Source organism: Lysobacter sp. A378, assembly GCF_054052125.1.
Map to the genome: position 1 here is coordinate 431,165 of NZ_JBSVRK010000001.1, position 15,696 is coordinate 446,860.

The window sequence follows — 15,696 nt, forward strand, 5'->3', positions numbered from 1 at the left end:
GCGGCCTATTCGTCCAACGCGCGCACGTCCGTGGCGGCGTTGCGCAGTGCCTGCAGCAGTCGCGCGAGGGGTGCTGACTGCGGTTCTCCGTCGCGGGTGTAGATCATCAGCGGGCGCTGCCAGCGGAATCCGGGGGCTTTCAAGCAGACCCATTCGCCCGATACCAGCTCGGCGTGGACCAGGCGTGCGGGCAGCAGGGTGAGATAGCCGCCTTCGCGCACCAGCCCACGCAGAAAATCCAGCGACGCGGACTCCACCGGCTGCGGCGGCGGGGCGAGGCCGGCATCGGCGAAACGCTGGCGGAATTCGACTTCCACCGCGCCCAGCCGTCGGCCCATCACCCACGGGTGTTCGAGCAGTTCCGCGGCAACGATGCCGGTGCGGCCGGCGAGCGGATGCCGCGCGCTGGCCATGATCCGGTACTCGTCCTGGACCAGCAGGTCGCGGTGCAGGCGCGGGTCGGTCTGGTTCATGGTGTCCAGCGCGATCACCACGTCGATCTCGCGTGCCAGCAGGGCCGGCAGCAGTTCGGGCAGCACCCCGCCGCTGACCCGCACGCCGATCTTCGGCCACTGCTGGCGTAGCGCCAGCACTGCCGGTGCCACCAGCGAACCCGCCGCGGTCGGCCCGGTGCCGATCCGGACTTCGCCCTCGGCACCGGTCTGCAGCTCCTGCAGGCGGTCCTCGAAACTGCGCACGGCTTCATCCGCAGCGCGCGCGTGGTCCAGCAACAGGCGGCCTACCGAGGTTGGCCGCGCCTCGCGCGCGCCGCGCTCGAACAGGCGCGCGCCGAGTTGCTGCTCCAGCGCCTGGATGCCCTTGCTGAGGGCCTGCTGGGTACGTCCGGTCATCGCCGCGGCGCGGGTGAAGCTGCCGTGTTCGACGACGGCGAGGAAGTAACGAAGCTGGCGAAGGTCCATCGCCCAAGGCTAATACATTACAACTCATGGTTGTGGATGGCCCGCGAATTGGTTGGCGCTCGCGGTGGCGGCTGGCGATAGTCGGACCCTCCATTCAATGAGGAATCCCATGGCCAGCCTGTCTTCCGTTACGCAGTGGGACCAGACATTCGATCTGGTGATCGCCGGCTCCGGCCTGGCCGGGATGTGCGCGGCGATCGAGGCGCATGACCTCGACCCGGCGCTGAGCATCCTGATCATTGAAAAGGCGCCGGAAGCCGAGTCCGGCGGCAACAGCCGGGTGGCCGGCCAGTCGCTGCTGATCTCGAAAAACGCCGAGGTGCTGGCCGAATACCAGCGCAAGATGAGCACCGCCAACCCGATCCCGGAGGACATGCTGGTGCCGTGGTCGGAAGCGATGGTCGCGCTGGAACCGTGGATCCAGGAGCGGGCCGCCCAGGCCGGTGCCCAGTACATCCACGGCACCGGTTTCAGCGAGCGCGATGCGGTGCTGGAGTTCCCCGAGTTCGGCGCGCGCGAGGCCGTGCACTGCACCGCCACCATCCTGCCGATCCCTTCGGGCGTGTATCTGGCGTTCCGCGAGAACGTCCGTTTGCGTCCGCGCATCCAGATCGCCTACGAAACCCCGCTCAAGGACCTGGTGCAGGATCCCGACACGCTGGAAGTCTTCGGCGTCATCGTCGAGATTGACGGCCAGCGCCAGGCGATCCGCGCCAACCGCGGCGTGGTGATGGCGGTCGGCGGTTTCGAGGCCAACGCGGACATGCAACGCAATTATTTCGGCCTGGCCGAGGCGCATCCGCTGGGCACGCCGCACAACACTGGCGACGGCATCAAGATCCTGCAGAAGGCCGGCGCCGACCTGTGGCACCTGCGCAACCAGGGCCAGTCCGGTGGCATCTGGCCGGGCTTCAAGCCGCCGGGTTTCGACAGCGCGTTCCTGCGCACGTTCTTCTGGCAGAGCTTCAGCTGGATCGAGATCGACGCGGAGACCGTGCGGTTCTACAACGAGACCGCCGAACTGCAGCTCACCCACTACAAGGAAAAGAAGCACGGTCACTGGGTTGATACCCCGCATTACCGCGCCCAGCCGGTGCACATGATTTTTGACGCCGTGACCTGCCAGCACAACAAGCTGGTGGTCGAGGTGATGAGCTGGAACCCGGTGGTCGGCGGTTACCGTTGGAGCGACGACAACAGCGCCGAGATCGCCAAGGGCTGGATCGAGCAGGCCGACACCATCGAGGAACTGGCAGCGAAGATCGGTCGCGACCCGGCCAAGTTGAAGCAGACAGTGGAGCGCTACAACGCCGCCTGTGAGCAGCAACGCGATAACGATTTCAGCCGCAATCCGGACACGCTGTACCCGATCGCGCAAGGCCCGTTCTACGCGGTCAAGGTCGATCCGGTGATCGTCTGCACCGGCGGTGGCGCACGTCGCAATATCCATTCCGAGGTGCTCGGCCACGACCGCAAACCGATCCCGCGTTTGTACGAGGCCGGCGAGCTGGGCTCGATGTTCTCCGACCTGTACCAGAACGGCTCCTACCTGACCGAGGCGATGATCTCCGGTCGCGCGGCGGGGCGCGGCATCGTCGCGCTTACGTCCTGGCAGGCTGCGAGCGAGGCGGCAAACCAAAGCGCGCAGGTGCCGGCATGAAGGTGGTCACCCCGGCGATGAAGCTGGACGTGCGCATCAACGAGGTCGATGCACAGGACGGCCTGCTGGTGATGAAGGGCGTCGCCGGAATGCTGCCGTGCACGACCAGTCTGAGCCCGGCCGAGTTTCGCCAGCTGATGCGCATGGCATTGCGCCCGGCGGTGTTGAAGCTGTTGTTCCGCAAGTAGACAACTGCGGTAATCGCTCAGCGGTGGTTGCGCGACAGCACCATCGAGTAGGCGAAGCGACCCGGCGGATGTTTGCTGATGGCCAGCATCAGCAGTCGTCCGGTGGGGTCGCGGTAATGGCGTTGCACGCGCATCGCCGGCTCGCTGCGTTTGACCCCGAGCAACTTGGCCTCGTCGGCACTGAATGAGGCCGCATCGAACACCTGCTCCACCCGCGACAGACGCGCGGGGTCCAGGAAGCTGGCCACGGCGCGCGCTGCGGTGGCCGGGTCGAGCAGCTTGTCGGCCGGCACCCCGGTGCGCACGGGGACGAGCATTTCGGTGACGGCAATCGGCTCGCGGTTGGGTTCCTCCAGTCGCAGGCCCACCAGGTGCAGATACTCCTTGCCCTTGCTGATCTCCAGCCGCGCCGCCATCGCCGCGTCGGCAATCTCGCGGATGCCGGTGAGTACCTTGAGCCGGGTCGTGTTGCCGTACTGCATCAGCAAGTCGACGGTGTCGATCTCGTGCTCGTAACGCATCGCCTCGCGTTGAGCGATGACGCGGGTGCCCGAACCCGGTCGACGCTGCACCAGCTTGGCGGTGATCAACTGCGTCAATGCGGCGCGTGCGGTATGCCGGCTGACCTGGAAGCGCTCGCACAACTCCAGCTCGGTAGGCAGCAGGCTGCCCACCGGGTAGTCGCCACGTTCGATGCCCGCCTGCAGCAGATCACCGAGTTCGGCATAACGGGGCTTGCTGCGTTGCTTCGCGTTTGCGGTCATTCCGGAAAGTCCTTCAGGTGTTCGGGCTGCAGAGGTACGTGTCAAAGTCGTTGTGCGATGTCGTGCCAGTCGCGTTCCAGCGATTCGCGGTGAGCAGGATCCGCGATCGCGATGATGGCGCGGGCGCGGGCGTGCATGTCCAGGTGCCGCACGTCCGCTACCCCATGCTCGGTCACGATGCAGTCGGCGTCGATCCGCGCCACGCTGACCGGACCCGCAGGCAACATTGACACAATCCGGCTTTGGCCCTTGGGCGTGGCTGCCGGCAGCGCGATGATGCCGCGTCCGTCGGGTGCCTGCCGCGCGCCGCGCAGGAAGTCCGGCAGGCCGCCGACACCGCTGATCTGGCGGCCGTTGAGGCAGTCGCCGTTGACCTGTCCCAGCAGGTCGACCGACAGCGCGCTGTTGATCGCCGTCATCCGCGGGATGGCGCGCAACACGCCGTGGTCATGGGTGTGGCCGACGTCGCGGAACTGAACCCGTCCGGCCACCGCGTCATACAACGCCTGGCTGCCCAGCGCGACGCCGGCGACCACCGCGTCGGGCGCGGGTGCTAGTGCATCGGCCTCGATCAATCCGAGCAGTCCATCAGAGACCATCCCGGTATGCAGTCGCAGGCCCCGACGGCCGCGCAGCGCGCGCAGTACCGCCGACTGCAGGCGGCCCAGGCCGAGCTGCAGGCACGCGCGGTCCGGCACCCGTTCCGCAACCCGCTCGGCCACCGCGTCCATCACCGGGTCGGCCGGCGAGTCGGGGACTTCCAGCAACGGGCTGTCGTGCTCGATCGCCGCATCGATGCGCGACCATGGAATCGATGGCCCGTGCGTGCGCGGCATGCGCGGATTGATATGGGCCAACACCTTCGTCGCGCGCGGCCAGGCGGCGGGAGTGAAGTCGCAGGCGATCCCGAGCGAGCACTGACCGTCGTCGTCCGGCGGCGCGACCTGGATCAGGGCGACATCGAAGCGCGCGTCCTCGGCCAGCCATTGCCAGGTGGCCGAATAGCTCATCGGCAGGTAATCGACCCGGCCCGCCAGCCAGGATTCGCGCAGTTCGCTGCTCAGGAAGATCGTGCGCTGGCGTGCCTGCGGGTGCAGTCCGGCGAAGTCGAACCGGTTGACGGTGGGGATGTGCACGCCGGTGAAGCGCAATTGCGCACAGCGCTCCGGGGCCTGCCGCAACCAGGACTCGAACAACAGCGAATGGCCAGCGCAACCGGGCGTGTACACCTCCGCGCCGGGGCGCAGATAGTCGAAGATGGTGCTGGCATTGAGCAGTTCGGGCACGGGGTTGTTCAAGCTTTATCGTGGGGGTGGGTTGCGAGACAGCCACATGGCGTTTGCGGTCTGCGGAATCGTGATCATATGATATGTCCGGACAAAGTCCGATACCCTGCTGATAACGGCCTGCCATGCAGCGACGACCAAAACCGGCGTTGCTGCGGTGCAAGCCCATCCAGCCCCATCCCATGCAGTGAGGTGCCCGTGTTGGTTGACGCGCGATGACCCGGCAGGCTTCCAGCTTGACCGCCGCACTGGCCGTGCACCTGCTGCGGCCGGTCGACCCCGCCGCGCGCCATCGTGCCGCCGCGCTCTTGCTCGATTGGCTGGGCTGCAGCCTGGGCGCGCTGCGCTCGCCACTGGCAGGGCAACTGGCCGGGCTGGTCGACACCTTGCCTATGGGCGATGCGACCGCGATCTCGGCCGGCCAGCATGATCCGGCCTCCGCGCTGCTGATCAATGCCGCACTGGGCAACGTGCTGGAAATGGACGACGTGCACCGAGGCGCGATCCTGCACCCCGGCCCGGTGGTGATCCCGGTCGCGTTGGCGGCCAGCCAGGCCAGCGACGCTTCGCCGCAACAGTTCCTCGACGCAGTGGTACGCGGCTACGAGGCCACCATCCGCATAGGCCGCGCACTGGGGCGCGGGCATTACCGCTACTGGCATCCGACCTCCACTGCTGGCGCGTTCGGCGCGGCCGCGGCGGCGGCATCGGTGCTGGGCCTGGACGCAGAAGCGACCGCCGACGCACTGGGCACTGCCGGCAGCCGCACCGGCGGGTTGTGGCAGATGCGCCACGAACCGGTGCCGACCAAATCGATCCACAACGCCGAGGCCGCGCGCAGCGGTTGGCTGGCTGCGCAACTTGCGGCAGCCGGCTTGCGTGGACCGCGCGCGATCCTCGAAGGCGAGCAGGGCCTGTTCGCCGCCACCGCACCCGACGCACGGCCGGAACTGGTGCTGGCCGCCGAGCCGGACTGGCTGATCCACACCACCAGCCTGAAACCCTGGCCCGCCTGCCGGCACGCGCACCCCGCCGTCGATGCGATGCTCGATGCCCTGCGCCAGGCCGGCGATTTGCCCGTGGAGGCGTTTGCGAGCATCCAGATCACCACCTACGCCGAGGCCTTGCGGTTCTGCGATCGGCCGCATCCGGCCACCGAGCTGGAGGCCAAGTTCAGCCTGCAGCATGCGGTCGCCGCCATCGCCTGCCTGGGCCGGCCGCAGTTGTCGCATTACCTTCCGCATACCTTCAACGACCCGGCCATCGGCGCCATGCGCGAGCGCGTATCGGTAAGCGAGGACCCCGCCTGCAGTGCCCGCTTCCCCGATCATTACGGCGCTACCGCAACCGTGTTGCTGACCGATGGCCGACGCCTGCATGCAGCCCGCACCGATGCCTGGGGCGACCCGGAGTGCCCGATGAAGGACGCCGCGATCGGCGCCAAGGCGCTGGCGTTGGCCGAATGGGGTGGGGTATCGCCTGAGGTGGCGGCTGCGTTGTTTGATGCCGTGCGCGCGCTGCCAACCGCCGCGTCGCTGGAGCCCCTGCGCGTCGCGCTGGCCGGAGTGAAACGATGACCACGACAGCACCTAACCCGATGCCACGGCTGACCGAACCGCTGATTGCCCACGCCGCCACGCTGCGTTATAAGGACCTGTCGCCTGCCGCGATCGCCGCGACGAAGAAGTTCATCATGGACTCGGTCGCCGTCGGCATTGCCGGCTCCGGTCCGCAGGTGCCGCTGACCACCGACGTGCGTGCGGCTGCCGCCGCGTTGGGCAGCGGCAACGAAGCGCGGGTCTGGGTGACCGGTGAGCCACTGCCCACCGCCAGCGCCGCGCTGGTCAACGGCTTCCAGATCCACAACCAGGAGTTCGACTGCGTGCACATGCCCGCAGTCGTGCATCCGATGGCGGTGATCCTGTCGACCCTGGTGGCGGTCGCCGAACAGCACGGCGGGATCGACGGCAAGCGCCTGATCACCGCGGTCGCGATTGCGGTCGATGTCGCCACCCTGATCGGCATCAGCGGCCGCGCGCCGATGCGCTTCTTCCGTCCCGCGATGTGCGGTGCGTTGGGCGCGGCGGCCGGCATCGCCCACCTCCACCAGGCCGATGCGGAAACGTTGCAGCGGGCGCTGGGACTGACCTACAGCCACCTGTCGGGCACCATGCAGGCGCATGTCGAAGGCTCGCCGACGTTGGCCCTGCAGATCGGCCTCAACGGGCGTGCCGCGAGCACCGCATGGGCGCTGGCGAGCCACGGCTTCCCCGCGCCGCGCGACTGGCTCGAAGGCCCGTTCGGCTACCTGCCCTTGATCGAAGGCGCCTACGACACCGCGCCCGCGCTGGCGGCATTGGCCGCCGGACAATCGCAGGTCGAGCAGATCAGCCACAAGGTGTTCCCGACCGGCGGCGCCGCGCATGCCTGCCTGGACATGCTGGGCGAACTGCGCGAGCGCGAAGGTCTTGAACTCGACGACATCGAAAGTATCCAGCTGCAAGCGCCACCGCTGGTCCGGCGACTGGTCGCCCGCCCTTACGTGGACGGGCTGACGCCGAGCTATGCACGCCTGTGCCTGCCTTACCTCGTGGCGAGCCTGATGATCGATGGGCGGGTTGGTCTGGACACCTACGCCGCCGCCAAGCTGGGCGATCCGCGTCGCGCCGCATTTGCCGGCAAGCTGCAGGTGGTGCCCAACGCCTGCGACGACCCCAACGCGCTGGTACCACAGAGCCTGGTCGTCACACTCCGCACCGGCGCGCAGTTGCACAACCACCGCGATGCCGCGCTTGGCTCGCCGCAGCGGCCGTTGTCGCGCGAGCAGCAACTGGCCAAGTTCCACCATTGCCTCGACCACGCCGCGCGGCCGTTCGACGCCGCACGTCGCGCCGAGCTGCTGTCCCTGCTCGACCGGTTGGAGGCGCTCGACGACGTGCGCCGTCTGGTCGATTGCCTGATCGCGCCCGGTTGACCGCTGTCCGGCCGCCACCGCACTGATCGCCCCTTTTCCGATTGTTGAGATGCCATGACCACGACCCCGACCTATTTCGAGACCTTTGACGTCCGCGAACTGCTCTCGCAGTTCCCGCTGGACCAGGCGTTTGCCGAACGCTTCCAGAGCCTCAGCCGCGACGAGCTGTTCGCGCAGCAGGACACGATGTTCCAGCGCTGCGTCGCGCGTGCCTGGCAGATCCCGTTCTACCAGCGCCTGTGGGGCGCGCAGGGCATCCAGGCCGGCGACATCAAGGGACTGGCCGACATCGGCAAGCTGCCGGTATTCGGCAAGCACGAGATCATGGCGTCGGTGGAAGCCTGCCCGCCGCTGGGCGACTTCCACGGCTGGCGTGACGGCACCGCCGCCGGTGACACGCCGATGGTGTTCCACACCACCAGCGGCACCACCGGCCGGCCGCAGCCGCTGATGTTCAGCCCGAAAAGCCGGGAGATCCAGAACCTGCTGCTGGCGCGTCTGTACCGCTGGCAGGGCATGAAGGCCGGCGACGTCGTCCACTCGGTGTACGGCCACGGCATGATCAACGGTGGTCATTACGTGCGCGAGGCGGTCAACCACTTCACCCAGGCGCTGTTCTGCTCGGCCGGTACCGGTATCGAGATGCGCTCCGCCCAGCAGGTCAACCTGATGCGCGACATGGGCGCGACCGTCATCGTCGGCTTTGCCGACTACATCAAGAAGCTCGCCGACGTCGCCCGCGAGCAGGGCCTGGAGCCAGGCCGCGATATCCCGGTGCGGATGATTTGCGGCCATCTGGGCCGCGAGTCGCGCGAGTCGCTGTCGGCGGCCTGGGGCGGCGCGCAGCTGTACGACTGGTACGGCGTTGGCGACACCGGTGCGATCGCCGGCCAGGGCCCGGACCAGGACGGCCTGTACCTGATGGAGGACGCGCAGTACGTCGAGATCCTCGGCGTCGACGACGGCGCGGTGGTCGCCGATGGCGAGCCCGGCGACATGGTGGTTACCTGCCTGTACAAGGACGACATCTACCCGATCATCCGCTTCAACACCCACGACGTGACCCGCGTGCTGACCACGCCGTCGTCGCTGGGCATCAACCTGCGCCGGATCGAGGGCTTCCTCGGGCGCAGTGACAACATGGTCAAGATCCGCGGCATCAACGTGTTCCCGCAGGCGATGGCGCCGATCCTGGAAGAGCACGCCGGGTTCGCCGGCGAGTTCATCTGCGTCACCACCCGCGACGCGACCGGCCGCGACGACCTGGCCGTGCATGTCGAGGTCAAGGGCGACTGCAACGATGCCAAACTGGCCGCCGCGTTTGCCGCGTTGCTGCGCATGCGGCTGGGCGTGGACGTCAGCATCGTGCTGGCCGAGCCGGGCGCGCTGGCACCGTTGACCGGCATGGAAACCCGCCAGAAGCCGGTGCGTCTGATCGACAAGCGTTTCGCGTAACCCGCCCATGAATATCCCGGTTAGTCATTCCCGCACCTCGTTAGTCATTCCCGCACCCCCGTACTTCATTCCCGCTCCCCCGTACTTCATTCCCGCACCTTCATTCGTCATTCCCGCACCTCCATTCGTCATTCCCGCACCTTCATTCGTCATTCCCGCGAAAGCGGGAACCCAGTGACTTTGAGGTCATCGGCAACAACGGCGCTGGATCTTGCGATCTCCGGCCCTCACGCGTGGCGTTCGTGCGTTCAATCGGGCGCGAGCCAGTGGCTCGCAAGCGCCCGATCTCACCCCCGCTTTCGCGGGGACGACGGCAGTTGTTGAGACCTGACCCGCCCCGCCCCGCGCCAACGTCCGCCCGATCGAGTCCCGATGAAATCCTCCCGCATGAGCCTGCCGTTATGAGCCAAGCCGACCCCGTCCTGCTGGGCGAAGACATGAGTTCGCAGCTGGCGCGGCTGGATCGTGGCGAGCTGTCCTGCACTGACCTGTTGGAGCAGCAGCTGGATGTGATTGCCGCCAGCCAGCCGGTGCTCAACAGCTACCTCGCCGTCGGAGCCGAAGCAGCGCGGGCTGCGGCTGCGGCGTCGGATGCGCGCCGCCAAGCCGGCAACGCACGCGCGCTGGAAGGCGTGCCGATCGCGATCAAGGACAACCTCGACGCGGCCGGGTTCATCACCACCGCCGGCATGGCCACGCGCCGGGACAAAGCGCCCGCCAGCGAAGACAGCCCCGCCGTCGCCCGCCTGCGCGCGGCCGGCGCGGTGATCGTCGGCAAGCTCAACATGCACGAAGCGGCGCTGGGCGCGGACAACGACAACCCGCACTACGGCGCCTGCCACAACCCCCACCGTCCCGGCTTCACCCCGGGCGGTTCCAGCGGCGGCAGCGGCGCGGCGGTGGCGGCCGGGCTGTGCAGCGCGGCGTTGGGCACCGACAGCATGGGCTCGGTGCGAATCCCTGCCAGCTACTGCGGCGTGGTCGGCTTGAAGCCGAGCTGGGGCGCGGTCAGCACCCGTGGCAGCGTGGCCCTTAGCCGTCGGCTCGACCACGTCGGCCCGCTGGCCCGCTCGGCCCGCGACCTGCGCCGGCTGCTGCCGGTGCTGGCCGGGTTTGATCCGGCCAGCGCGCAGTCGCGGGCGATTGCGTTCGCGCCCGCATCGACCGGCCCGCTGCGGCTGGGCGTGATCGATTTCGGCGACACCATCGAGTGCGAGGCCGGCATCGCCGAGGCCTTCGCCGCCGGCCTCGACACCCTGCTTGCACTGGGTCACCAGCACATCGAGCTGCCCGCGCCGACCCTCGCACCCGGCCACTCGCGCCGCGCCGGCCTGCTGGTCTGTGAGGCGGAAATGCTGATCGAACATGAACACGACTGGCAGCATCACCGCGAGCGGTTCTCCCCCCTGCTGCAAAAGCTGATGGCCTACGCCGAAGGCAAGTCCGCCAGCGATCTGGTCGCCGCGTCGCTCGTGCTCGACCAGGCCCAGGTGCAATTGCAGCAATGGCTGGCGCAGTGCGACGTGCTGGTGATGCCGACCACGCTGCAGCGCGCGTTCGCGTTCGGCACGCCGGCTCCGGCGAACCAGGCCGACCTGACTGCCTACGCCAACTTCGCCGGCAACCCGGCCCTGTCGGTGCCGCTGGCCGTGGCCGACGGAGAACTGCCGTTGGGCTTGCAGCTGGTCGGCAACATCGGCGACGAGTTCCGCCTGATCGCGCTGGCCGAACAGTTCCAGCAGGCGATTGGCTGGCAGCCCTCGTTGCCGACGGCCTGCCGTGACTGGTGGCCGCGATGAGGCCGCTGGATGGCGTGCGGGTACTGGACCTGTCGCGCATCCTCGCCGGCCCGTGGGCGACCCAGGTGCTGGCCGATTTCGGTGCCGAGGTGATCAAGGTCGAGCGTCCCCAGGGCGGTGACGACACCAGAGGCTGGGGCCCGCCGTGGTTGCACGATGTCGACGGCGCGGCGACCGCCGAATCCGCGTACTACCTGTGTGCGAACCGCGGCAAGCGCTCGGTCGCGATCGACTTCACCGGCGAGCGCGGGCAGGCGCTGATCCGCGAACTCGCCCGCCACTGCGACGTGCTGGTGGAGAACTACAAAGTTGGCGGGCTGGCCAAATACGGGCTGGACTACGCCAGCCTGAAGGCGATCAATCCGAAGCTGGTGTACTGCTCGATCACCGGCTTCGGCCAGACCGGCCCCTACGCGCAACGGGCCGGCTACGACGCCGCGATCCAGGCGATCGGCGGCCTGATGAGCATCACCGGCGAACCCGAAGGCAAGCCCGGCGGCGTACCGCAGAAAGTCGGCGTCGCCGCTACCGACCTGATGACCGGCATGTACGCGGTGTCGGCGATCCTCGCCGCGTTGCGCCACGCCGAGCGTCACGGCGCAGGCCAGCACATCGACCTCGCGCTGCTCGACACCCAGGTCGCGTGGCTGGCCAACCAGGCCATGAACTACCTGGTCGGCGGCGAGGTGCCGCAGCGGCAGGGCAGCGCGCACCCGAACATCGTCCCGTACCAGGTCATGCCCAGCGCGGACGGCTACTTCATGCTCGCGGTCGGCAACGACGGCCAGTTCGCGCGCTTCTGCGCGGTGCTCGGCGACCCCGAACTGGCGGCCGACCCGCGCTACGCCACCAACGCCGCCCGCGTCGCCAACCGCGACCGGCTGGTGCCGTACCTCGAACAACGCCTCGCCACCCGGCCCAGTGCGCAATGGCTGGCGGAACTGGAACGCGCCACCGTGCCGTGCGCGCCGGTCAACCGCATTGACCAGGTGTTCGACGACCCGCAAGTGCGCGCGCGCGGCCTGCGCATCGACCTGCCACACCCGACCGCCGGCCACGTTCCCGGCGTCGCCAATCCGGTGCGGTTTTCGGCCACCCCGGTGCAATACGGTCACGCCGCGCCCGGACTGGGCGAACACACCAACGACGTGCTTGGCGACCTGCTCGGCCTGGATGCCGCCGAGTTGACCGCACTGGCGGCGGCTGGCGTGGTGGCATTGCCACCGAAACCGTCCTCGTGAGGAATGTCTGAACGCTTGTCGTCTTCCCCGCTTTCGTTCGTCTTCCCCCCGCTTTCATTCGTCATTCCCGCGGGCCTGTATTACCCCACCGTGATGGCCGTGCTGTGCGGAATGTTCGCGTGGTGGCCGATGCCGGCAACGAGGGATCGGGATATTTCCCTGTAGCGAGCGCAACGGTCACACCGTGTTGTCTTTGGTGTAACAGGGTAAAGGTCGGCGCTATGACGGATAGCACAATGTCCGGCGATATGAGGGAGGTGGTGGGGTGGGGCGTAACTCGTTGATCTGACGCTGATTGTGTCCTGTAGACCCCCAGGAATATTCGGGCATACTGCTTGCAACGCCCCGTTTAGGGGTCGAATAGGCGTTAGGCGTCATCCCAATCGTCACGGGGACGCGAGACACTCGTTGTTGTCTATTGCAGTGGCGAGAGTCGTGAAGCCGATAGGCACCTCACAGACCTTTTACTCGGAGACCGCCTTGTCACAGCTCACCGATTTCAAGCTCCACACGAAGCTTAAGCTGAGCCTGCTATGGGCGTCGACTGTCTTTTGCTATCTCTACTGCGACTACTTCGAACTCTACGTTCCCGGAAAACTCGAGGGAATGCTGCAAGGAAATGGACTCTTCGGCACCGTCACTCAGGGCGCCTTAGTAGCCACTTCGGTGCTTTTAGCCATCCCGTGCCTGCTTGTGTTCTTGTCTTCCGTGCTCAACCCAAGAACTAGTCAAGTTTTGAACGTCACATTTGGAGTTATCTACACGCTAATGATGGCTCTACTTGCACTCCAGGCAGACTGGTACTTTTACAAGTTCTTCGCCGCACTAGAGGCGCTTCTGACAGCTCTTGTAGTCTGGTACGCGTGGACCTGGCCAAAGACTGCAGCAAATGCCGCCTGACAATGCGTTCAAGCCGCAATTGCATCGCTACGCCAACAACATGCCCGATAGAGCTTGCCATGTCGTTGGCTACGCGCTGCAATTCGGCTTAACTTGAGCGTTAGCCCTCATACGGAGCAATCAACATGTCGGACACAAAGTTTGAAGGTGGCTGTCAGTGCGGCACCATCCGGTACCGGATCACCGGTGAGCCCGTTATGACGGCAATCTGTCATTGCTCCATGTGCAGGCGGGCCAATGCAGCGCCCGCCGTCGCGTGGGCCATGTTTGAGGAGCCGCAAGTAGTCTTCGCTCAAGGCCAGCCCAAGCTCTATGCCTCCTCGCAAGAAGGGAAGCGGGGCTTCTGCGAGACCTGCGGTACGCAGATCTCTTTTGCCGCAACTTACATCCCAGGCCTGGTGGACATCACCATCGGCAGCCTTGACGATCCGGCCTCACTCACCCCGCAGTTTCACTATTGGCATGCCGAGCATCTTGCTTGGGCGGAGTTCGCGGACACCTTGCCCCGTCATGCGGAGTTTCCACCGTTGGCTGAGGGGTGAATTAACACTCCAAATGCAACACCCCTGAGAGTTTGTGCATGCGGTCGGCGGGGGTCTGGAAGCCATAGCGTTTCCCCGGTCATTTGTTCCGCTCCACTACGCGGGTCGGCTTAACTTGGGTGTTGGGCTTGACTCAGGCGTTAGCGCCCGGAGTTGCAATGTCCGAATCTGGCGAGTAATTGCTGACTGATCGTGTGAGAGTGATCGTCCACCTTCGCTGAGAAATGGCCAATGACCATGTTCCAACTGGTAGGTATTGATCATGAACAATCTGAGCCGCTCTTTGAGCTGCCTGATGCGGAATCAGCAAATTAAAGCATCGCCAGGTGCATTGCCAACAGTGACTCGGAGTTTCGTCGCCGATTCAGCCTGGAAGACGCCGCTGCGGGCGACCAACTTCTTCTGTTGCTGTGTTGCACTGTCAGCTCACGGCCAGCGCGTTGCGGGGCGGCTTAATTCAGGCGTTTCCTCCGCGTATCACCTCCTCCAGAATACATCCTCATTCAATAGGGGTCCTCGTGTATCAAGACTTTGCGAAGTTACCGAAACCACCTTATTATTCCGTAATCTTTTCGTCGCTCAGAACCATGGGCGACAGAGGCTACGATGCAATGGCTGATCGAATGGTTGAACTGGCCGCACAACAGTCCGGCTTCCTCGGTGCTGAGAGTGCGCGCGCGAGCTCAGGGTTCGGTATCACAGTCTCTTACTGGCAGACTCTCGAATCAATATCGAGGTGGAAGGCTCACGCGGAACACAAGATCGCACAAGAAACAGGCAAACGAGATTGGTATGCGCACTATGCGCTTCGAATTGCCAGGGTCGAGCGCGCGTACTCCAAATCAGGCCACGAAGCACCTGATGCCTAACCCTTCAATCGAGAGGACATGCCCCGGCAAGCCGGGTCATGCCTCTCATCTCAAACGTTAGGCGGTTGCTGTTGATAGTTCTGCGGTGGGGCGGTTTCGGGTGCGTTCGCCCGGTTGGCGCGGCTTCGGTGGGTTGCCTCGCTTCCAGTTCCTGGCGTCTTCACTCTCGTCCTTCGGCGGCATCCAAAAGCATCGCATCTGGTACTGTTTCGGCGGGATCAGACGGCCGTTGCCACGCCATCCAGCTCACGCAGTACATCATCGAACAACACGATGTCTGCCGCGGCGATGTTTTCGTGCAGATGCGCCACCGACGACGTGCCGGGAATCAGCAGGATGTTCGGCGAGCGCCGCAGCAACCACGCCAGCGCCACCTGCATTGGTGTGGCGCCCAGGCGCGCGGCGATCTCCGACAGCGTGGTCGACTGCAGTGGGCTGAACCCGCCGAGCGGGAAAAACGGCACGTACGCCACGCCATCGCCCGCGAGATCGTCGATCAGCGTGTCGTCGTCGCGGTGCACCAGGTTGTACTGGTTCTGCACACAGGCTATGCGGCATATGCCGCGGCCTTCGGCGATCTGCGTCGGCGTTACATTGCTCAGGCCGATGTGACGCACCAGTCCCTGGCGCTGCAGATCCGCCAGAATCTCGAGCATCGGCGCGATCGAGCCCTCCGCTGGCCCGTGCGTATCGAACATGATGCGCAGGTTGACCACATCGAGCACATCCAGCCCCAGGTTGCGCAGATTCTCGTGTACCGCCGCGGTCAACTCCTCGCGCGAAAAGGCAGGTAACCAGCCGCCCCCGTCGTCGCGGCGTGCCCCGATCTTGGTGACGATGACCGCGTCGTCGCGATACGGGTGCAAGGCTTCGCGGATCAGCTGATTGGTAATGTGCGGACCGTAGAAGTCGCTGGTGTCGATGTGGTTCACGCCGCTTTCGACGGCGGCGCGCAGCACGGCGAGCGCCGCATCACGATCCCGCGGCGGGCCGAACACGCCGGGGCCCGCCAGTTGCATGGTGCCGTAGCCCATTCGGTGGACGCGACGATCGCCAAGCGTGAACGTGCCGGATTGCTGGATGGCGGACATGGGGAAA

Annotated in this window: 13 protein-coding genes; 9 read left to right on the forward strand and 4 right to left on the reverse strand. The window is 66.1% G+C overall.

Annotation, left to right across the window (positions count from 1 at the left end; all coding sequences use genetic code 11):
* Nucleotides 1-5: 5 nt before the first annotated feature.
* Nucleotides 6-920 (reverse strand): LysR family transcriptional regulator, encoded by a 915-nt coding sequence (locus ACW7G1_RS01840; protein ID WP_456978061.1) that lies wholly within the window; start codon nt 918-920, stop codon nt 6-8.
* A 109-nt stretch (nt 921-1,029) separates the two neighbouring features.
* Here ACW7G1_RS01840 and ACW7G1_RS01845 point away from each other — a divergent pair, with 109 nt between their 5' ends.
* Nucleotides 1,030-2,580 (forward strand): FAD-dependent oxidoreductase, encoded by a 1,551-nt coding sequence (locus ACW7G1_RS01845; protein WP_456978062.1) that lies wholly within the window; start codon nt 1,030-1,032, stop codon nt 2,578-2,580.
* Complete coding sequence (locus ACW7G1_RS01850) at nt 2,577-2,768, forward strand: hypothetical protein (protein ID WP_456978063.1); 192 nt, start codon at nt 2,577-2,579, stop codon at nt 2,766-2,768. The genes ACW7G1_RS01845 and ACW7G1_RS01850 overlap by 4 nt, the downstream gene beginning before the upstream one ends.
* 17 nt (nt 2,769-2,785) lie before the next feature.
* Here the strand turns inward: ACW7G1_RS01850 and ACW7G1_RS01855 are convergent, their stop codons facing one another.
* Together ACW7G1_RS01855 and ACW7G1_RS01860 are read right to left on the reverse strand one after the other, a co-directional pair.
* Nucleotides 2,786-3,532, reverse strand: coding sequence for a GntR family transcriptional regulator (locus ACW7G1_RS01855; RefSeq protein ID WP_456978064.1), 747 nt, complete (start codon nt 3,530-3,532; stop codon nt 2,786-2,788).
* Between the two features lie 41 nt (nt 3,533-3,573).
* Nucleotides 3,574-4,830: an acetyl-CoA hydrolase/transferase family protein gene (locus tag ACW7G1_RS01860; RefSeq protein ID WP_456978065.1), complete on the reverse strand. Its 1,257-nt coding sequence runs from the start codon at nt 4,828-4,830 to the stop codon at nt 3,574-3,576.
* Between the two features lie 224 nt (nt 4,831-5,054).
* On the opposite strand from ACW7G1_RS01860, the gene ACW7G1_RS01865 reads away from it, so the two are divergent.
* The 7 genes from ACW7G1_RS01865 to ACW7G1_RS01895 all read left to right on the forward strand — a co-directional run bounded on the left by ACW7G1_RS01865 (nt 5,055) and on the right by ACW7G1_RS01895 (nt 13,729).
* Nucleotides 5,055-6,395 carry an MmgE/PrpD family protein gene (locus ACW7G1_RS01865; protein WP_456978066.1) on the forward strand — a complete coding sequence of 447 codons (1,341 nt, stop codon included), beginning with the start codon at nt 5,055-5,057 and terminating at the stop codon, nt 6,393-6,395.
* Nucleotides 6,392-7,792 carry an MmgE/PrpD family protein gene (locus tag ACW7G1_RS01870; protein ID WP_456978067.1) on the forward strand — a complete coding sequence of 467 codons (1,401 nt, stop codon included), beginning with the start codon at nt 6,392-6,394 and terminating at the stop codon, nt 7,790-7,792. The genes ACW7G1_RS01865 and ACW7G1_RS01870 overlap by 4 nt, the downstream gene beginning before the upstream one ends.
* 54 nt (nt 7,793-7,846) lie before the next feature.
* Nucleotides 7,847-9,247, forward strand: a complete 1,401-nt coding sequence (locus ACW7G1_RS01875) for a phenylacetate--CoA ligase family protein (RefSeq protein WP_456978068.1) — start codon at nt 7,847-7,849, stop codon at nt 9,245-9,247.
* Between the two features lie 401 nt (nt 9,248-9,648).
* The gene (locus ACW7G1_RS01880; protein WP_456978069.1) at nt 9,649-11,046 is read left to right on the forward strand and encodes an amidase; all 1,398 of its coding nucleotides are present in this window, start codon (nt 9,649-9,651) and stop codon (nt 11,044-11,046) included.
* Nucleotides 11,043-12,287, forward strand: a complete 1,245-nt coding sequence (locus tag ACW7G1_RS01885) for a CaiB/BaiF CoA transferase family protein (protein WP_456978070.1) — start codon at nt 11,043-11,045, stop codon at nt 12,285-12,287. The genes ACW7G1_RS01880 and ACW7G1_RS01885 overlap by 4 nt, the downstream gene beginning before the upstream one ends.
* Nucleotides 12,288-12,767: 480 nt before the next feature.
* Nucleotides 12,768-13,187: a DUF6326 family protein gene (locus tag ACW7G1_RS01890; RefSeq protein ID WP_456978071.1), complete on the forward strand. Its 420-nt coding sequence runs from the start codon at nt 12,768-12,770 to the stop codon at nt 13,185-13,187.
* Between the two features lie 125 nt (nt 13,188-13,312).
* Entirely contained in the window at nt 13,313-13,729 is a 417-nt protein-coding gene (locus ACW7G1_RS01895) for a GFA family protein (RefSeq protein ID WP_456978072.1), read from the forward strand.
* 1,087 nt (nt 13,730-14,816) lie between these two features.
* Here the strand turns inward: ACW7G1_RS01895 and ACW7G1_RS01900 are convergent.
* Nucleotides 14,817-15,689, reverse strand: a complete 873-nt coding sequence (locus ACW7G1_RS01900; RefSeq protein WP_456978073.1) for an aldo/keto reductase family oxidoreductase — start codon at nt 15,687-15,689, stop codon at nt 14,817-14,819.
* Nucleotides 15,690-15,696: the final 7 nt, after the last annotated feature.